General features: G+C 51.7%; 19 protein-coding genes. 11 read left to right on the top strand and 8 right to left on the bottom strand.

All coding sequences use genetic code 11. The features are described 5' to 3' along the window. Nucleotides 1–52: 52 nt before the first annotated feature. Nucleotides 53–1453: an MFS transporter gene (locus QWJ34_RS21780; protein ID WP_302731116.1), complete on the bottom strand. Its 1401-nt coding sequence runs from the start codon at nucleotides 1451–1453 to the stop codon at nucleotides 53–55. A gap of 135 nt (nucleotides 1454–1588) precedes the next feature. On the opposite strand from QWJ34_RS21780, the gene QWJ34_RS21775 reads away from it, so the two are divergent. From QWJ34_RS21775 to QWJ34_RS21745, 7 genes are all read left to right on the top strand, one after another. After that, complete coding sequence (locus tag QWJ34_RS21775) at nucleotides 1589–2473, top strand: LysR family transcriptional regulator (RefSeq protein ID WP_302731115.1); 885 nt, start codon at nucleotides 1589–1591, stop codon at nucleotides 2471–2473. 112 nt (nucleotides 2474–2585) lie between these two features. Next, nucleotides 2586–2912 carry a hypothetical protein gene (locus QWJ34_RS21770; protein ID WP_302731114.1) on the top strand — a complete coding sequence of 109 codons (327 nt, stop codon included), beginning with the start codon at nucleotides 2586–2588 and terminating at the stop codon, nucleotides 2910–2912. 48 nt (nucleotides 2913–2960) lie between these two features. Next, nucleotides 2961–4139 (top strand): hypothetical protein, encoded by a 1179-nt coding sequence (locus QWJ34_RS21765; RefSeq protein WP_302731113.1) that lies wholly within the window; start codon nucleotides 2961–2963, stop codon nucleotides 4137–4139. Between the two features lie 174 nt (nucleotides 4140–4313). Next, nucleotides 4314–6317 carry a TerD family protein gene (locus QWJ34_RS21760; protein ID WP_302731112.1) on the top strand — a complete coding sequence of 668 codons (2004 nt, stop codon included), beginning with the start codon at nucleotides 4314–4316 and terminating at the stop codon, nucleotides 6315–6317. An 83-nt stretch (nucleotides 6318–6400) separates the two neighbouring features. Continuing rightward, on the top strand, nucleotides 6401–6676 hold the full coding sequence (locus QWJ34_RS21755; RefSeq protein ID WP_302731111.1) for a hypothetical protein: 276 nt from the start codon (nucleotides 6401–6403) through the stop codon (nucleotides 6674–6676). A gap of 121 nt (nucleotides 6677–6797) precedes the next feature. Then, nucleotides 6798–8123, top strand: a complete 1326-nt coding sequence (locus QWJ34_RS21750; RefSeq protein ID WP_302731110.1) for an MFS transporter — start codon at nucleotides 6798–6800, stop codon at nucleotides 8121–8123. Between the two features lie 103 nt (nucleotides 8124–8226). Next, a complete protein-coding gene (locus QWJ34_RS21745) occupies nucleotides 8227–8466 on the top strand; it encodes a DUF896 domain-containing protein (protein WP_302731109.1) in 240 nt (79 codons plus the stop codon). Between the two features lie 239 nt (nucleotides 8467–8705). Here QWJ34_RS21745 and QWJ34_RS21740 read toward each other — a convergent pair whose 3' ends face one another. Further along, complete coding sequence (locus QWJ34_RS21740; protein WP_302731108.1) at nucleotides 8706–9260, bottom strand: TetR/AcrR family transcriptional regulator; 555 nt, start codon at nucleotides 9258–9260, stop codon at nucleotides 8706–8708. A 241-nt stretch (nucleotides 9261–9501) separates the two neighbouring features. On the opposite strand from QWJ34_RS21740, the gene QWJ34_RS21735 reads away from it, so the two are divergent. Beyond that, nucleotides 9502–10245 (top strand): SDR family NAD(P)-dependent oxidoreductase, encoded by a 744-nt coding sequence (locus QWJ34_RS21735; RefSeq protein ID WP_302731107.1) that lies wholly within the window; start codon nucleotides 9502–9504, stop codon nucleotides 10243–10245. Between the two features lie 138 nt (nucleotides 10246–10383). Here the strand turns inward: QWJ34_RS21735 and QWJ34_RS21730 are convergent, their stop codons facing one another. After that, complete coding sequence (locus QWJ34_RS21730; RefSeq protein WP_302731105.1) at nucleotides 10384–10947, bottom strand: TetR/AcrR family transcriptional regulator; 564 nt, start codon at nucleotides 10945–10947, stop codon at nucleotides 10384–10386. 116 nt (nucleotides 10948–11063) lie between these two features. Here QWJ34_RS21730 and QWJ34_RS21725 point away from each other — a divergent pair, with 116 nt between their 5' ends. Together QWJ34_RS21725 and QWJ34_RS21720 are read left to right on the top strand one after the other, a co-directional pair. Continuing rightward, a complete protein-coding gene (locus tag QWJ34_RS21725) occupies nucleotides 11064–11921 on the top strand; it encodes an SDR family NAD(P)-dependent oxidoreductase (protein WP_302731103.1) in 858 nt (285 codons plus the stop codon). A gap of 41 nt (nucleotides 11922–11962) precedes the next feature. Then, on the top strand, nucleotides 11963–12688 hold the full coding sequence (locus tag QWJ34_RS21720; protein WP_302731102.1) for an aldo/keto reductase: 726 nt from the start codon (nucleotides 11963–11965) through the stop codon (nucleotides 12686–12688). A gap of 5 nt (nucleotides 12689–12693) precedes the next feature. Here the strand turns inward: QWJ34_RS21720 and QWJ34_RS21715 are convergent, their stop codons facing one another. The 5 genes from QWJ34_RS21715 to QWJ34_RS21695 all read right to left on the bottom strand — a co-directional run bounded on the left by QWJ34_RS21715 (nucleotide 12694) and on the right by QWJ34_RS21695 (nucleotide 17896). Next, entirely contained in the window at nucleotides 12694–13275 is a 582-nt protein-coding gene (locus QWJ34_RS21715) for a TetR/AcrR family transcriptional regulator (RefSeq protein WP_302731101.1), read from the bottom strand. Beyond that, nucleotides 13272–13733 carry a nuclear transport factor 2 family protein gene (locus tag QWJ34_RS21710; RefSeq protein ID WP_302731100.1) on the bottom strand — a complete coding sequence of 154 codons (462 nt, stop codon included), beginning with the start codon at nucleotides 13731–13733 and terminating at the stop codon, nucleotides 13272–13274. Before QWJ34_RS21710 ends, QWJ34_RS21715 begins: the two co-directional genes overlap by 4 nt. A gap of 625 nt (nucleotides 13734–14358) precedes the next feature. After that, nucleotides 14359–14706 carry a GNAT family N-acetyltransferase gene (locus QWJ34_RS21705; protein WP_302731098.1) on the bottom strand — a complete coding sequence of 116 codons (348 nt, stop codon included), beginning with the start codon at nucleotides 14704–14706 and terminating at the stop codon, nucleotides 14359–14361. A 98-nt stretch (nucleotides 14707–14804) separates the two neighbouring features. Next, a complete protein-coding gene (locus QWJ34_RS21700) occupies nucleotides 14805–16676 on the bottom strand; it encodes a beta propeller repeat protein (RefSeq protein WP_302731096.1) in 1872 nt (623 codons plus the stop codon). 200 nt (nucleotides 16677–16876) lie between these two features. After that, complete coding sequence (locus QWJ34_RS21695) at nucleotides 16877–17896, bottom strand: Gfo/Idh/MocA family oxidoreductase (RefSeq protein WP_302731094.1); 1020 nt, start codon at nucleotides 17894–17896, stop codon at nucleotides 16877–16879. A 174-nt stretch (nucleotides 17897–18070) separates the two neighbouring features. Here QWJ34_RS21695 and QWJ34_RS21690 point away from each other — a divergent pair, with 174 nt between their 5' ends. Beyond that, nucleotides 18071–18928 carry a MurR/RpiR family transcriptional regulator gene (locus QWJ34_RS21690; RefSeq protein ID WP_302731092.1) on the top strand — a complete coding sequence of 286 codons (858 nt, stop codon included), beginning with the start codon at nucleotides 18071–18073 and terminating at the stop codon, nucleotides 18926–18928. The last annotated feature ends 147 nt before the right edge of the window (nucleotides 18929–19075 follow it).

Below are 19075 nucleotides of genomic sequence, written 5' to 3'. Positions count from 1 at the left end.
GGCCGGATTCCTTCTGCGCCGTAGGCTTTTTCGCATTGTCAACCACCGGTTTTCACCTGTTCGTTTCTTCCTCCGCCGACCGCCTTTTCCCCAAACTCAATACAACCAGTATCAGCGCCGCGGCTATCAGCCAGATGCCCAGTGCCCGAAACCCCGCTTCGTTGAAGTTTCCGCCCATCGCCAGCCCGGTCAGCAAAGACGACAGGATCGTGCCCAGATAGCGAAAGGTGATAAACATCCCCGACACGACGCCGGCCGCCTCGGCCGGAGAAGCCGCAAACAGCGCCGACTGCATCGCCACGCCGTTCAGCCCGTTCGCGATCCCGAACGCCGCCAGGATCAGGACGATTACAAGCAGCGGCGTATGGGGGTTCAGCAGCGCCATGCCCGCCGCGCCCAACGTAATGACCGGCGCGGACATCCGAAGCACGGACGCAGGTCCCAACCGCTCCGTCCATCTCCCGGCCAGCGGCGAGACGACGAGCGAACACAACCCCAGGCTCAGCATCAGCAGTCCCGTATGGAATTCGCTCAAGCCGCGGACCTGCTGCAAATACGAAGGCAGTCCGAAGAACACGGCGTAAAACAGCAGATTGGCCAGCATAAATTCGATGTTGATACGAATCAGCCCCGGATTGCCCGCGAACAAGCGCAGCGGGATAAACGGCGCGGCCACCTTCAGCTCGTAGACGGCAAACAGAATCAGCATCAGCAGTCCCGCGGTGGCGATTTCGATTCCCGCCAAGCTTGACCCGCCGATCTGCCCGCGAGGGCCGGTCGCCAGCAGTCCGGTGAACAGCAGAATCAGCCCAGCCGCAAACAAACCCGCGCCCGGCGCGTCGATCCGGCTCAGCCATGCCCGCAGCGAGAAACGACCGGATTCGCCCGCCTCCCGGCCGGGATCGTCCGGAATCGTGCGGCGGGCCAGCACAAACGCGGCCAGCGCAAACGGCAGATTGACGAAAAAGATCGCCCGCCAGCCCCAGCCCGAAGTCAGCAGCCCGCCGATAAACGGACCGACCGCCGCGGCTCCCGACAAGAACACGGACAGCACCGCCAGCGCCGAAGCCCGTTTCTCCGTGACATGAATGCGCACCAGCGCCATACCGACGGCCATCATCATGCTGGTGCCGATCGACTGCAGGACGCGCAGTGCGATCAGCCAGCCGAAGCTCGGCGACCAGGGGGCGGCCAGCGAAGCAAGAAACGCGACCAGCAGTCCGCCGAGAAAGATCTTTTTGCGACCGAACAGATCGCCGGCTTTGCCCATCACCGGCTGCGCGACGGCGCTGGAGATATAGAACGAGAACACGATCCAGGACACGGTCGTAAAGTCCAGCCGGAACGCTTCCTGAAGCGCGGGTATAGCGACGGACACCATCGAAGAGTTGAGCGGGTTCAGCATCACGCCGAGCCCGATCGAGATCATCAGCCACCAGGTGCGTTTATTCATAATCATTCCCCCTATGCCAGAAGCTTAGCGGAATTTGCTGATTCTCTCCAACGCCTTTTATGCTATGATTCCATTGACTGAAAGGAATGATTATACAAGTATTGGAGAAGTCACGGATAAACAGGGGGAGCCAATATGGAACTGCTGCAATTGCAGTATTTTATCGAAGTGGCGAGAACCGGGCATATGACCGAAGCGGCGCGGCGTCTGCATGTCACCCAGTCTTCGCTCAGCAAAACGATCCAGCGCCTCGAAAACGATCTGGGCGCGCCGCTGTTCGACCGGATCAACCGCAGGCTGCAGCTGAGCGAATTCGGAAAGCTGTTTCTCAAACGCGCGGAAAAAGCGTTGTTCGAACTGGAGCAGGGCCGGCGGGAAATCCGCGATCTGGCCGGGCGCGAACCGGATACGCTCAAGCTCGCCGTAACCGCCGCCAGTACGCTGCCCGCTATCCTGCGCGAATACCGCAGGCGGATGCCGGATATCCAGCTCTACGTGGAGCGGGTGGAGCGAAGCGAGTTGACGCAGCGGGTGCGGCGGGGCGAAGTGGACTTCGGGATGTCTTCGCCTTCGGCCGGCGAGGGCATCGCCTGCCGGATTCTGCATGTCGATCCGATCGTTGCCGTACTGCCTGCGGATCATCCGCTGGCGAAGCGGGAAGCCGTCAAACTTACGGAACTGCAAAACCAATGGATCGTCGGCGTGAAAAAGGGAAGCGGCACCCGCGACCTGATCGACGGCGCCGCCCGATCGCTGGGCTTCGAGCTTCGCTACGTGTACGAAGGCGACGAGCCGTCGAAGCTGATCGCGCTGGCCGAAGCGGGGATCGGGATCGCTTTTATACCGGCGACGGCTATGGAGAAACGCGCGGAAGTGCGGTATATCGCGCTGAAAGAACCCAAATTGGAGCGCGAGATCGCACTGCTGTGGAACGACGAGCGGTATATGTCGCGGGCGGCGGAGGTTTTTCGCGAGGTGGCGGTGGAGTATTTTGAGGAAGAGTTATATAACGTGAAGTAAAATCCATTCTCGATCAACATATTCATTTTGGGAATTTTTAATTTTTTTACAACTATCATGCTTTTCATGGCGTTTAGATGGAAGGGAACTAAATTTAAAAAAGGAGGAAAAGATGAAAAACCGATTTGGAAAAGGAGAAATCGTTTTTTTGCTCGTTGTATTGCTTCTAGGCATGGGAGTATATGCGATATTCTATGGACTCCCTTGGAAATCTGCATCTTACAAGAAAGAGTTTGAAACTTACCTGGAGGATAAGTATCGGATCGATTTTCAAATGCAGAAGATGAGTTTCGATGTTATGCACCTTAGATACAGTTCCCATGCTTATCCGACAGAAGATCCCACACTGGTTTTCTACGTCGGTCAGGATATGCAGACGAAAGAATTTGAAGACTTGTATGACTATGTATTAGAGAAACGAAGGTCGGGAAGAAAATGAAACAAGCATCAAACCTAAAATGTAGATGTAACTAAAGGGGATGACAAAATGGATGTTAAAAGATGTAGGAGTATCTTTTTTGCAATTATTTTGTTCGGATTTACTTTCTTGAATACACCAGCGGCCAATGCCGAAAGTGAACTCATACCCGTGGAAGCGGTTAAGCAAGTTGTTGAAAGCGATATCAAAAATATTCCTCCTGAACATGAATTCTTCGGTTTGTGGAATGATGTAGAAATTGTGCATCGTGCAGACTTATATGACATTCACGATCATATAATGGGCTACTATTTTCAGCTTATGCAAGGCAATCAAAGTATCGGCTATTATATTACTGGGGCTAGGTACGATATAACTCCTATCCTCGAATATAGCAGTTCGCCGACAAAAGATTCCTTGGAGTCGGCAGAGGCAGATGAGAAATTGTATTATTTTGGAGGGGGAAATCAGGCGGCCGCCGTAAATGCCAACGAACTTATTTCACAAATTGAAAGTGAAGTTAACAATAATAATCAGAAGATGAAGCTGCAAAAAAACAACGCTGACGCTTTTTCCCCTACTCTAGCAGAAATACTTCAAAGTTTAGATTTAAATGTTGAGCCAAATTCTCGTGAATTATGGAAACAAAGTTTGGAGTCAGACTCTTTTTCTTTAAAAGCGGCTCCCTCGGCTTATTATTTGGCTGTTCCTTCAATGAATCAGTACCAACCAGGTGTTAATCACTCAGGCAGCGCGTGTGGTCCTACTTCTCTTTCAATGGTTATTCAATATCTTCATAGCATCGGACTTCAAGTTCATGACATGAAAACATATTTTAATAATTCAGAGAGCGACATGATTAACGGTATGTATAATTTTCTTGGCACGAACATTTTCGGTACCTCGGCGGGCAATATGTCGTTTTTAACGCCTCAACTTTTGAACATGCATATGAGTGGTTGGACGGCAACCAACATCAAGGGGAGTGCCTCTGGTGCCATAGCCAGCTATCAGGATCGTGTGATTAGTTCAAGACCTCCGCTGGTCATGTGGAATAAACCCGATTTTTTTGTCTGGCTTGATCCAGACGTAACCTGGCATTGGCAAGCAGGAAACGGATATAGAATGACGAGCAGTGGAGTCTTTGAATTCGGTGCTAAAGACCCCAGTAAAAACGCGACCACTTCAAATTATTATAACTGGGCAGCTAATAAAAACTATTTTTTGTTTACTTCTTACAAACAGTAATTTTCTTTGATGAAATAGAAAGCCTGTTAACGCAATTGAGAAAACGCGTTAATCAGGCTTTTTTCCTCCCGTCCATTCACTTCCATCCAGAAAGAGAGTAAGCTTAAGGAAGCAACTGGTCATTTGGACCGCATCCTCTTTTTTAGAGAGAAACTTCCTTGAGGGGGAATCGTCATGAGCTTCAGCAGCTATCGCAACTCGTATCAATCCTACTTAACCCGCCAGGGCGTCGAGGGGGAGAAGCTCAACTTCATCCTGATCGTCAACGCCGCCGAGGGCCTGCAAAAATACATGAAGCGCGGCAATATGCAGACGGTGTTCAACAAACTGTCTCCGCTGGCGCAAAACGGTCCGGTGAAAGTGGTGGCGCAGACGAACGGTACCTTTTACCGGCTGCCCGCTTTTACCGAAGACAACGCCAGCACCTATATGAAGTCGCATATCTATGGCAAAGACGCGTCGCGCGGCGAAAAGATCGATCTGTTCTCCCGATTGTTCACCACCAGCGAGCTGACGAACATCATCTGGTTCACCGACGAAGAAGTCACCCCTTATCTGGGCCGGATCAACGCCATGAGCGCCCCGCATCTGTTCTGGAACTTTATCTCGATCAAAGGCTATCCGCTGCGCTGCACGGAGAAAACGCCGAAGAACGTCACGATCACCCACGTCCCGAAGATTTCGAGCCTGGCGACGTCCGTGCTGTACCGCAAAGTGCTCAACAAATTCACGCAGTACGTCAACAAAACGGATCTGCCGCTCAGCGGCCGGGTGCGCGCGATGCGCATCGAAGACCGTTCCGGCTCGCAAAAGATCGTCAAAGGCTCCAAAACGACGGTCGAGCAGAGCAATCTCAAGATCGGGATCGGCTGGAAAACGGGGGAAGGCGAATGCCTGACGGCGGCGATGCTGCTCAAAAACAGCCGGCTGCCGGACGCGGAAAGCATCGCCTTTTTCGGGAATAAATCGACGATCGGCACAACGCATGTGGACGGGAGAGAACTGCCGACGGAGGATATGGAGCAGTACACGGTGAATCTGGCGGCGATCGGGCAGGCGGGACATGACAAAGTGCTGTTTACGCTGGTCATGCCACACGGTGCGCCGGAGGAGCTGTATATCCGCGTGCTGACCTACGACAACCGCGAACTGCTGCGCTACGACGTAGACATGGACACCTGCGCCGGCAATACGGCTCTGGAACTCGGCGCGCTGTACGCGTACAAGGAGGAGTGGCGCTTCAACGCGATCGGCAACGGCTACAACGCCGGCATGGAGCAGGTCGCGGCCAATTACGGGATTCCCGATCTGACGGCGACATATTCGTTTACCCCGGCCGTGCTCGAAGAGATCGCGCTGGACGGGCGGACGTTCGAGTACCATATGCAGGAACTGTTTACCAAACTGGGCTACGAAGTCGAAGTCCCGACCAGCGATCCTTACGCGCCGGACTACGGAGTGGACCTGATCATTATCAAAAGCGGCGTCCGCAAAGCGGTGCAGCTCAAATGCTTCAGCAACGTGGTGCCGGTGCGCGCGGTGCAGGAAGTGTACGCGGGAGCGAATATGTACGACTGCCAGAGCTGCATGGTCGTGGCGACCAGCTATTTCAGCCGCGCGGCGCTCCAGATGGCGGAGCAGCTCGGCGTCGAGATCTGGGACAAAGCGCAGCTGGACAAAACGGAAGAACGACTGCGCTCGCGCATCGAAGTATCGCCGGAAGCCGAGCTGAAGCTCAAACTGTCCAAACTCGACGCCGAAGACGAAGTGGATATCGACGTTTCGGCGTTCCTGGTGAACGAGCACGACCGCTGCGCGGGCGAAGACGACTTTATTTTCTACAATCAGCCCGACCACCCGAGCGGCTGCGTGCGATTGATTAACGACAACGTCTGGGAAAAGCTGCTGATCCTCGATCTGGCGAAGCTGCCGGCGCACTGTACGCGGATCGTGATCGTGGGCTCGCTGGATACGTACAAGCAAAAAGTGGAGCTGACGATCGACAACGAACTGGATTTGTATCACACATTCGAGTATATGCCGAGTACCGTGTGCGACACCCTGGTGCTGGGCCAGTTCCGGAAGATCGACGGGGAATGGGCGTTTACGACGTCGGAGACGTATTTTGCGGGCGGGCTGGAAGAAGCTTGTCGGGCTTACGGGTTGGAGGTTGGGTGATAACCTGTTACACTGACAACAGCCATCGACAAGACGGCAAATCCATGACGCTGCATAAGCGGTAAGAAATGAGGACGCGGGGAGTGGCAAAAGCCTGGGGGATGTACGCCGATTTTAAAGAAGATTCCGTAACCGATGCTTTGAATGCGGACGCTAATTTGATCAATACGAAAGTGATGAAAACGTCGATCTTTGGGGAAAAGCATGAATATATCGTGTTTTCGCTTCAAGGCGGATTCGTATTATGCAGAAGCGAAAACGTCGCAGACATCGAAGGATGGATCGCCGAGAAATGTGATGAAGTATTCGGACCGAAGAAAGCGCCGGCTCTGAAGGAAGCAGAATTCGTACATAGCTAAAAGGCGTTATCCAAAACGCTTGAACGTTTATAAGAAAAGGCTGCCGGGAGTATAAGCGCAGCTTTTTCTTGTTTTCGTTATTTAAAATTGTCTGTTATGGAATCGAAGCAGGGGGAAAAGCATGTCAAAAAACCACGTAAAAGAAAAAGATCAGGTTCGGAAAAAGAAGTGGAAAAAGGAAGCCGAATTCCGCTCTTACATCGATTCGCCGGATAAGCAGCGCCGTTTGTATCGCAAAACGATGAATATCGTGATCGCGTCGCAAATGTTCGGCGGAGCGGGGCTTGCCGCGGGAATTACGGTAGGCGCGCTGCTTGCGCAGGATATGTTCGGCACGGACAGCTATGCGGGCGTGCCGACCGCGTTGTTTACACTGGGTTCGGCCGCCGCCGCGCTGATCGTCGGCCGTTTGTCTCAACGTTCGGGACGCCGCGTCGGATTGGCCGCCGGCTTTTTGGCGGGCGGAATCGGAGCGATCGGGGTGGTGTTGGCTGCGATCTGGAGCAGTATTCCGCTGCTTTTCGTCTCGCTGTTGATCTATGGAGCCGGATCGGCGACCAATTTGCAGGCCCGATATGCCGGGACCGATCTTGCGCTGCCGACGCAGCGTGCCAAATCGATCAGCATGGCGATGGTATTCACCACGTTCGGCGCGGTCGCCGGACCGAATCTGGTCAACGTGACGGGCGGCGCCGCCACTTCGCTGGGCGCTCCCGCTTTGTCCGGTCCGTTTATGCTGGCCGCCGCCGCTTATCTGCTGGCCGGATTGGTGCTGCTGATCTTCCTGAAACCCGACCCGCTGCTCGTTGCCCAAGCGATCGCTTCGGCGGAGCGTGAAAAAGCCGGTCTCGGCAGCGCTGCGTCTTCCCGCGTTTCAGACGCGGAATCGGACGTCAATAAGCGCGGGGTCATCGTCGGCGCTTCCGTCATGGTGCTGACCCAGATCGTGATGATCGCCATCATGACCATGACCCCGGTGCATATGAAGCATCACGGTCATGGACTCGGCGCGGTAGGGATGGTGATCGGAATCCATGTAGCCGCAATGTATCTGCCTTCGCTGTTGACCGGCGTTCTCGTCGATAAATACGGCCGGAAGCGGATGTCTTACGCCTCCGGCGTGACGCTGCTGCTGGCCGGACTGCTCGCCGCGTTCGCGCCGGGCGATTCGATGACGCTGCTGATTGTTGCGCTGGCGCTGCTCGGCCTGGGCTGGAACTTCGGACTGATCAGCGGCACCGCCGCGATCGTGGATGCCACGACGCCGGAGACCCGCGCCAAGACGCAGGGAACGGTAGACGTGCTGATCGCACTCGCCGGAGCTTCCGGAGGCGCGCTTTCGGGGATGGTCGTAGCTCATTCCAGCTATTCCGTGCTTTCGCTGGCCGGAGGATTTCTTGCGCTGCTGCTTATTCCGGTTGTGCTATGGTCGAGGAAGAAGGTATAGCCTAAATGCGCCGATCTACATGCTTGTGTACATGAAGAAGGAAGTTAGATAAAATATGGGATAAACATAAATGGCGAATGCGCTTAGTCAGGGAGGATATACAATGGTTATTCCAAGTTTGCAAAGAATCAACGAGCTGTCCAAAAAGCAAAAAGAAGTCGGTCTATCCGAGGCGGAAAAAGAAGAACAAACGCTGCTGCGCAAAGAATATTTACGAGCATTCCGCGGCTCGGTTAACGATATCCTGTTGAACTCCACGATCATCGATCCGCTGGGCGACGACGTTACGCCTGAAAAGCTGAAAGCGAAGCAGAATGAAATCGTGAAAAAGAAAGACGAGTAGGCAGAGAATTTTTATATGAGGGATGAATTTAGTGAGGCGGTTAAGGAACAGTTTCATTGATGTATACATTTATCCATGCTCATTTAGAAGTTTTTCGAGGCATATAAAATAATTAAGTCACATTTATTTATGTTTTTTTGGCAGAAAGCCGTCTTTAAACGACGGCTTTTTTTATGTGTAAATAAAAAAATCGGATCACCTGCAAAAAAGACGATCCGACATTTGAGTTTCCGGAAGTATCACCGCACGCCGATGCCGTCGAGGAACAAGCCTACCAGATGAGCAATACGAGATTTCGGCGAATCTTCTTGTTCAACAGCAAGGGAGATTGCGGTTACGATATAGATTACATCCTCAAAGTTGATATCAGAACGAATCACTCCGATCTTCTGCGCATGATCCAATAACCTCATTCCCTCTTCGCTTGTCGCATGGCAGCCCGGCGTGCCGACTTGCAGAACAGTTCCTAGCGAAGCAGCAAGGCCTCGATATACGCTCGTGAGCAGGGCGAGTTCTTCAAGATAAGCGCGTACCGCACTTGCTGAATCAAGTTCGGCAGATCTTTCCCGACTGGTTTGTGCGAATGATAAGAATCGGTCGCTATAGGTTTCAGCCAAAAGCGCCTCACGCGTAGGAAAGCGCCGATAAAGCGTTCCAATTCCAACACCCGCCCGCTTTGCAACGTTTTCCAGAGAAGCACCGGCACCCAGCTCCCGGAAAACATCCTCAGCCGCAGCAACAATACGTTCACGGTTTCTCTGGGCGTCCGCCCGTAGTGAATTTCCCCCAGCCAATGCGTTTCCCCCCAACTTCTGTCATGCTTCCGTTCTTAAATAATTCTGTGTCGCAAAAAACGTCTTTCCAAAGATATTTTCTCCGATTCTTTTTAGTTTAATGGGAGTTGGAGAAAGTGTCAAAAAGGGAAAAAGGCTAAAATTCCATGGTTTATTTTCGCTGATACTTGAAAAGTGGAGGACACCTCCATATAATAAACGGAGGATCACTCCACTTAAAAAAAGAAAGAAGGCAGACGATATGACAAAACGATTTGAGAACAAAGTCGTTGTAATTACAGGCGGCAGCGACGGTATCGGCTTGATGACGGCAAAGCTCTTCGCAGCTGAAGGCGCGCATGTGTACATCACAGGACGTCGACAAGAACGATTGGATGAGGCCTTGCAGGAGATCGGCCGCGGTGCCGTTGGCGTTCGGGGAGACGTCGGCAGCTTAGACGATCTCGATCGACTCTACGAACGCATACAACGCGACCATGGCAAGGTTGACGTCGTATTTGCCAACGCAGGAATTTCGGAGTCCGCACCAATCGGCGAAATCGAGGAAGATCACTTCGATCGTGTATTCGCTACGAACGTCAAGGGCTTGGTCTTCACCGTACAGAAGGCGCTGCCTTTAATGAAGGAGGGAGGCACAATAATCCTTACAGGATCGGGATCGGGCAGTAAAGGGCTTCCCGAGTTGTCAATCTATAGCGCCACGAAGGCCGCGATTCGCTCGTTCGCCCGTACGTGGACAACCGATCTTAAAAACCAGGGCATCCGCGTGAACGTCGTTTCTCCTGGAGTGATCCTTACTCCGGCGCTTCAGACGTATCTCCGAGACAACGAGGGGGCGGAGGAAGCACTGAAGCAAATGACGCCATTCGGAAGACTCGGCCAGACCGATGAAGTCGCCAAAGCGGTGCTGTTCTTGGCATCCAACGATAGCAGCTTTATCGCTGGCGACGAACTGTTTGTGGATGGAGGTTTCATGGCGGTCTGACACCTCATCATCCCAAAAGAATTGAAGCGATATCTTAATAGGGCTATCCGGAAATTCAGTGAAAACTGAATTCCGGACAGCCCTTTTTTTACCTTGATACGAATTAAGTCTGCCGCGTCGTTCAAAAGAATTCGCGAGCTATTCATTCATCGTTCGCGCCGCAACTTTTAAAATCAATCGGACTTGTTCTTGCGGCGATACGGCACAATCCGAAAGAATCCATTCTTTAAGCAACCGCAAGGTTCCGTATTGAACATACGAGGCGATCGCTTTTTTCTCCGTCAAATCCAGGTTGTCCGGCAGATACTTCATAACCATATGATCGAATTGCGGTAGCGAGATTTTGATACTGGAGATCAGGTCGTAATTGCCCGTATCCAATATAAGCTTGGCAAACTCCAGATTGTCTTTGACATATTGCAGAATTCCGACCAGACATGCATCGACCTGTTTGCCTGCCGCAAGCTCATGGATAACAGTAAACGAAGTGTTCTGGATATACGCCTCCGCTATCTCGTTTAAGACATCGTATTGACTTCCATAATGATTGTAGAAAGTCGTGCGATTAATCCCCGCAATTTGGCACAACTCGCGAATAGAAATTTTATGGATATTGCGTGTTTTAAGCATTTTCAATAAAGCTTCGTTAACCAGGTGTTTTGTTAGCATAACCCGTTGATTAACCTTGATTAGCTCCGACATGGCCCCTCCGCATATTCGACATTTACAAACAATCTGTCGGTTGCTAAATGAACAGATGTTGATATCATTTTAGAAGATACACGGAATAAGTCAACAAAGAGGGGATTTGATCCAGTATGTCGTCGATAAACGCGGGCGAAAAACGTCCTGTCGCGGTATTAACGGCTTCCTATTCTGGAATAGGCACGGAATTGAGCAAAATGCTTGCTGCTGCCGGCTACGATCTAATTCTAATTAACCGAAGCCCCGAACGAACGATTCCGCAGTTGAAACAACTTCGCTCTGCGGCTCCGTCGCGGGTTATCGAGCCGATCTATGCGGATTTGTCGGATCATGCGCAGATTAGACAGGCGGCCGAGCAGATCGCTGAGAAACGGGATCGTATCGATCTGCTGATTCATAATGCCGGAATTGCCGGCGAGCGTCTTGAGTTATCGGTTCAGGGAAACGATTTGCATTACGAGGTGAATACGTTCGCTCCCTATCTACTTACAGAGCTGCTTCGACCGCAGTTGGCGGCGGCGGATCACTCCGTTGTTGTCGCCGTCGGATCAAGCGCGATGCGCATGGCACACGGTTTGGATCTCCCGCAGCTTCGTGTACCGCGGAAGTTTAAGCGATTTCGCGCCTATGCGCATACGAAGCTGGCGACGGCAGCGGCGTTTCAAGCCATGGCCGACGATTATGCGCAGGATCGAATATCGCTGCGGATCGCGGATCCCGGACCGACCCGCACAGCTATGTCGATGAGCGGAGCCATGCCGTTCTGGTTCCCTATGATTCGCTGGTATTTCGTTTCGCCGGTCAAAGGAGCCGAACGAATCCATACTGCGGCGACAGCGACAGTCCACCCCAGAAAAGGGGCCGCTTATTTCGAATTCGGTCGGCCGGCCTTACTCCCAAAAGCGGCGAGAAATACGGAGACGGCGGATAGGCTGATGGAGATTCTTCGAAGCAGTCGACACGCTGATTAGCGGAAGCGGTCTGGCGCGTTTTTACGAAAGGAGAATAAAGAATGGACGATGCTTTTACCATTTTACATAATGGCGTAAAAATGCCCTGGATGGGACTTGGCGTTTGGACGGCAGATCGTGAAGATGCAACGAAGCCGGTAAAATATGCCTTGCAAAACGGATACCGGAGCATTGATACCGCGACTGCGTATCGTAACGAAGATCAAGTCGGACAAGCCATTATCGAATCTGGAGTGGATCGGGAAAATATTTTCGTAACAGCAAAGGTCGCTAATGAAGATCAAGGGTATGCGTCCACGTTGGCGGCGTTTGACCGAAGCCTGGAAGCGTTAAAGTTGGATTATCTGGACTTATATTTGATTCACTGGCCTGTAGCAGGGAAATCGCTCGAAACATGGAAAGCATTAGAGGAGCTGTACAATCAAAAGAAAGTTCGAGCAATCGGCGTCAGCAATTTTGAAATCGCGGACCTGGAGCAACTAAAGGCGGTAGCTATCATTCAACCCATGGTGAATCAGGTCGAATTCCATCCCTATCTGACACGTCACGAACTGAGTGTATATTGCAAGCAGCACCGGATTCAGATGGAAGCTTGGTCTCCGCTGATGAAGGGAGGGCTGAATGAACATCCGATGATGCTCGAAATCGCGGAAAATCACAATATTTTTGATTTTTCTCTTTCTGATGAAGAAGTCAAACAAATTTCCTCGCTCAATCAGAATAAAAAGCTGCCTATACCTGATATGAGTAAATTCCGAGAAGCCTAGCGATGTCAGCGGGGAGGGCCGCTTTCCGCAATGGCTGTTGAGACTCGCTGCGCAAGATTAGCCAACGTGCGTCCGAAAAAGGATTCATCATGAAGCGCTCGGCTCAGAACCAATCCCCCCTGAATGCCAACGATCGTTTCCTCCGAAATTCGGACAGCCGCCTCTTGAGAGAGACCTGTTCGAACCAATGCCGCACTCAATGTTTCAATCCATCTTATAAAGTACTGTCGAATCGCGGCAGCGAAGCGATCTCGGGTTTCGTCCAGAGCGAACGCGCCGATCAGGCATATACGCTGACCGGACTGAAAATAGACATCGATCTGCTGCCACATCTGATCGATTGCTGACAGGGCTTCGTTGTTTTCGAGCGGCTCAAAAAGGTTGAGGGTAAACCATTGATCGATATGAGCAAGAATTTCAGAAGCCATCTCGCTTTTTCCTCCAGGGAAGAAGTGATATAAGCTTCCTTTGGACAGACCTGTTCGTTCTGTAATCTTGCTCATGGACGCTCCTTCGTAACCCAACTCGCGAAACACTTCGGTGACAAGAGGAAGGACGTCGGGCTTTTCAAAAATAGTACGGGTCATAGGCCTAACTCGCTTAAGCTTGGATGTTCGGCGGGACGCGTGCCGAGCGGCCAAAGAAATTTGCGATCTTGTTCCTGGATCGGCATGTCATTAATCGAAGCGAATCTGCGCTGCATCAAGCCGTCTTCGGCGAATTCCCAATTCTCGTTTCCGTACGATCTGAACCAATTACCGCTATCGTCATGCCATTCATACGCGAACCGTACCGCAATGCGGTTATTCGTAAACGACCAAAGTTCCTTGATCAGCCGGTAGTCCAGTTCTTTTGCCCATTTTCGGGTCAGCAAAGAGACGATTTCTTCGCGGCCCGTGATAAATTCGCTCCGATTTCTCCAATAACAATCCTCAGTGTAAACAAGCGAAACGCGCTGCGGATCTCGGCTATTCCAGCTGTCTTCCGCCATACGGGTTTTTTGGATTGCCGTTTCGAGAGTGAACGGAGGAATCAAGTTTTTCATTAAAATTTCCTCGCTTTCTATACCGTTTGACTCATTATAAACCGATTAGTTTAGAAGAGCAAGTTATAAAGAAAAGTATTCTGCATGCGCGGTCTGATACGGAAAAGGATCAAGGGACGATTTTAGGCGAGATTGACGGAGTTCGGATCGGGCAGGTAAAAGGATTGCGCGACTGTGGAAGATGATCTATCGGCTTATTTATATATGTACAAAATACGGATTTTGTGAATTTATATATAAGAAAACAAATACTCTGACAAATCAAATCCTTAAATCTGTCGGTTTACATCAATCAACTTCAATTCAATCCGTTCGTAGATTTGGATCATCTGAACGCCAACTTTTACGCATCCAGCTCTTTTATTCCGATTCCAATGCTGCTTCATTCTGATTAATTCGAATGTGTTGCGCTGCAGCTTCATTCAAACGTGAACCGGCTTAGCCGCAGCCAGTTGTTCAAGCTAATCAATCGAATTAGATTTAGATCCCGATTCATTTATACGACCGAAGTTTTATTTCTTATGGTCGGCTGTATATTCGTAAGAATTTCGCTTAACAAAAAAACGGCGCTCGCGGATATCCAGATCCCGCTGCGCCGTCATTTTACGTCTTTTTTGTACAAACGCTAACCTTTACTCCAAACTCCGCCCAAACCGACCTGAAATCCGCATGCCTCGTAAAAATCAGCATTTTTCGCCTCGAACGTCAAGGTTATGATCTCCAGCCCGTAGGATTCCGCTTCGTCCAGCAGCCTTTTGACCAGCCGTTTCCCGATGCCCTGGCCCTGATAATCCGGATGCACGATAATGTCTTCCATATATCCATGTTGAAGACCCATACCGGCCACATAACCGAATCCCACCAGTTTTCCTTGCCCGTCTTGTACGCCTGCCCAAAAGTTACAGCGTTCGAACAAAGCGGGAAAGTCGCAATCTCTGCGCCCCCAACCGACGGCTTGTCTTAGCTCCGGCACCTCGTGATTCTCCAGTGAAGGATTAATCGAGACTTGAATGACAGTTCCTCCCTCTTTCTATGGTTTGCATTTCTTATTCTTTACCCAGAAAAACTTTTTTATTTACTCGGACCGCTTGTCAGATAGGTCCCTTTATCCCCGACAATCGTATAGACATTCCCGTCCCACACAATGCCGTTTAGATACTGCTTCGTCGGCGTGCTCAGCTGCGTCCACGTCTTGCCGTCTTTCGAGCGCAGCACCATGCCGCGGGCTCCGACGGCTATAAATTCGTTGTTGCCGTAGATGATCTGTCCGAACGTATCTTCTTTGTGCGTATGTTTGCTTTGCTGCGCATTGTACGTTTCGATCGCGCTCCATGTGGGGAACGACGCTTTGATCCATTTGTTGTTTTGCAAATAGTAAAGCCGGCTGCCGCCGTTGTATTTGTCGTACGTGTATTTGACCTTCTGCGAACCTTTTCCGGCAATCACTCGGGGTTCGTCGAACATCAGGCTCGTTTTCGGCGCGCCCGATTTGGCGAAGTTGCCGGCTGCGTCGGAATACTTGTACACCTGCCCGTCTTTCATCGTGGCGGCGAACGTCGATCCCGCGGCCTGCATCAGGTAAGGCTCGTAGTTTCCGCTTAAATGCGTCTCTTCTTTTGTTTCGCTTTTCACATCGTAAACGCTTAGTACATAGCTGTTGTTGAGAACGGTCCAGCTCCAATCGGACAGCATGGCCGCGACCGCGATATGCCGCCCGTCGTAATAGGCAGCCAACACGTTGTATGCGGGTAGAATCGAATAAGGACGTTCCCAGGCCTTTTCGTTTTCACGGGTATAAAAAGAACCGTTCGAGCCGTACACATAAGTCTGCCCGCCTACCCGGCCGATCCCGTACAGATCGAATCCGACCGGAAATGCCGTGCCCTGCACCGGGTGCGAATCGAACTTTTTCAAATCGGTCGATGTATAGATGCTGCCGAACGCGCCGACCGTTACATACCGGCTGCCGTCCCAGATCGTTTTGTTCAATTTCAAGCGGTCGAGAGAAATGGTATTGTCTTGCGTTCCGACCGAGCGCTTGCTCCAGGTTTTCCCGTCCGCGGACACGACCAGATTGCCTTTGTCGGCGTTTACCGCATACAGGCCGTTTATATAGTCGATGGAACGCGCCTGCGACGCTTCGCTCCATTTTGTGAGGTCCACGGACGGTTTGAAATTCAATTTGGCGGTCAGGGCGGACACGCGCAAAGCCGCGGGACGCGTACGCGCGCTTTCCAGCCGCTCCCAGAGCGCGACTTTGCCGCCCGGGCCGGAAGCGATATCGGTCAGGCCGTATTCGTACGTCGTCCATTTTTTTAGATCCCGGCTGGTAGCTGTCCGATTCTGTCCCATCGCGTAATATACGCCGTCGATCACTTTGATCTTATCCATTTCGTAAACATACGGGCCGACCAGCGAAGTCTTCCAGGAAAGCCCGTCCGCGGAAGTGGAAACGAATGCATATCCCGTCGAATTTTTGGACAGGTCATCGAATACATAAGCTTTCATTTGGGTGAGGACCACGAACCGCTTGCCGTCCCACACCACGCTTCCGTGCGTAATTTCCTTGCTGCGCGACAGCACGCCGGGCTCGGTTTCTTTCAGTCCCGGCACGGTCGAAGGCGTCAGCGTCAGCGAGCGCTTCGTCCAGGTTTGCCCGCGGTCGGCCGATACGAGCAGCGTATTGTCTTCTCCTGTCGCGACAAAGCGTCCGTTTCCGTAAACTACAGCCTTCAGATCGCTTTTGATGCCCGTGCCAACCGTTTTCCAATCGTCTCCGTCGATCGAACGCACGATCGCGCCGTCTCCGCCTACCGCTGCATAGACGCTTCCGCCGTACGCCACGTCCAGCAGGTCTTTGCCGAAGAACTGCGCGCTCTGCTTAAACGCGACCGCCTGCGCGGCCGCCGCCGTCCCGCCGCCTCCGGCGAAAGTTACACCCAATACGATACAGCCCCAACTTATTGCAATCTTTTTCAACCAACCCAAGCGACATTCTTCCTTTCTTATGTACGATCTGCTTATAAACGCTCTTTTGTTATCGGCCGGCATAAAAAAGGATGTTATAGCAACCAAGCATTTCGCATGAAAAAACGGACAGCGAGATCGCTATCCGTTCCCTCAACGGCGTCTTCGGCGAAGCATCAAGAACAAGACTGAATCCCCTGTTCGATCAGCTCCATCACTTTAACCGTTTCTTCGTCCCGCACAACTTTTTCTTTGCCGTGCCGAATCGCCTGATACACATCTTCATATACGCGCGAGTAGTCTCCTTTTTCCGAAACGACTTTCTCTTCGCGATACACGCCTTCTTCGTCGATATACGTCAGGACTCCGTAATGCTCCGGCCGGTCGATCCCGAAATCATCGTGTCCTTTGGGCAGGTAGAACAGCTTCAAATGCTCTTCCTGGCGGTCTTCGGTCTGCTTGACGAACACGCCCTTCTTCCCGTAAGCAATAAAGCTCGGCCGGGGCTTCAACCGAAAGAAGCTTGATTTGATCGAAACTTTCAATCTATCATAATACAAGTCGAGATCGAAATAGTCGTTCATCCGCCCCGGACCGAGCAGCTGGCGCACATCGTAATGAACGCGGTCGGGATTGCCGAAGTACGAGATCGCCTGATCCAGCGTATGCGAGCCGTGGCCGTACAAATAACTCCGGTGCTTGATAAATTCATCGGTGTTGTTCGGCGTCTCGGGGCGATAATAATCGTAGTGCATTTCCACTTCCAGCAGATCGCCGAGTTTGCCCGAATCGAGCACTTTTTTAAAAGTCAGGAAATCGGAATCGTATCGGCGGTTCTGGTAAACCTGGATAACGAGATTTTTTTCTTTTGCATACTGAAACAACGACTGCGCTTCTTCCTTACTGGTTGTGAACGGTTTCTCCACCAGCACATGCTTCCCGCGTTCCAGCGCTTTTCTGGCGAGTTCGTAATGCGTCTGTACCGGCGTGCATACGACAACCAGCTCGATCTGCTCGTCGTTCATGACGTCGTCGAGTTCGTTTGTATACGCCACATCCGGGATACGGTCCCATTCGGTCTTCTCCGGACTGCGCGCGTAGATCGTTTTAATTTGCACCCGATCGTGATTCAACGCAAACGGAACATGATAGCGGTTTGTGCTTTTCCCGTTGCCGATATAGCCTACTTTCAACATGCGAAGCGCCTCCTTGTGCCTTAATGGTTGTATCGTATAGAAAATCCAAAGCGCTGTATAGCGGGTTCCGCGAAGTTGGTGGAATCGATCGAATCGCAGGTAAAAAAGGGCCTCTGCGCTGAACCGAAAGTTCAATCCGCCCGGCAATCGAATACCGATAAAGGAGTCAATGCCATGAATCTGCTGGTCCGGCTGACGCAAATGAAGCACTTTACCCCCAACGAAAAAAGTATCGCCGCCTACATTCTCAAGCAAAAAGAAAATATGCTGCATTTGACTGCCAAAGAACTGGCTGCCGTCACGTTCACCTCGCACTCCGCGGTCCACCGGCTGACGCAAAAGCTCGGGTTGTCCGGGTATAAGGAATTCAGCGTCGGTCTGGCTAAAGAATTTCAAAAACACGCCCAGTCCGCCGCCGGCGTCGATCCCAATTATCCGTTCGGCACGAACGACTCCCCGCTGCAAATCGCCGCGGATATTGCGGTTCTCATGCAGGAGACGCTCCGGAAAAACCTGGCTTTCGTCGACGAAACGTCGCTTTCCCGGGCGGTCGAACTGCTGCACTCGGCGAAGCGGATCTTTCTGTATGCGGTCGGCGATTCCCAGATCCGGGCCAAGAGTTTCCAGAATAAAATGCTCAAGATCGACAAATACGTCATCCTGGCGGCCGAGCTGTCGGAGTGGTCGTACAACACGGCCAACCTGACTCCGAACGACTGCGCGATCTTCCTGACCTACCACGGCAGTTCGTCCAACTTCGCCAAAGTCGCGCGGTTTCTAAACGAGGAGCAGGTGCCGCTTATCGCGATATCCGCCGCCGGCGAGCACGAGATTTCCGAACTCAGCACAGTGTTTATCCAGATTCCGCACGACGAAGAAAAGCTGGCCAAGATCGGTACCTTTTCTTCCCAGCTCGCTTTTGAATATATGCTGAACGTGATTTATTCGTGCCTGTACAACCTGGATTACGAACGGCTGGCTTCGCTGCACGCCAAACATTCTTTTTTGCACCACACCTTAAAAAACGTCTGAATTCGCCGCCGACCGCCCAACCCGAAGCATGGTGCCCGGAGGTCGGCTTTTTTTTGGGGATTGCAAAATGAACCTTGTGTCACTATAATATAAAATGACACAAGGTTCATTTTATCCAAAACTGTGAATCGAGAAAGGAGCTGCCCT

The sequence above is a fragment of the Saccharibacillus sp. CPCC 101409 genome (genome assembly GCF_030518235.1).
Lineage (GTDB): Bacteria > Bacillota > Bacilli > Paenibacillales > Paenibacillaceae > Saccharibacillus.
Note: the sequence above shows the minus strand (reverse complement) of the source record. Positions and strands in the feature narration are given on the sequence as shown.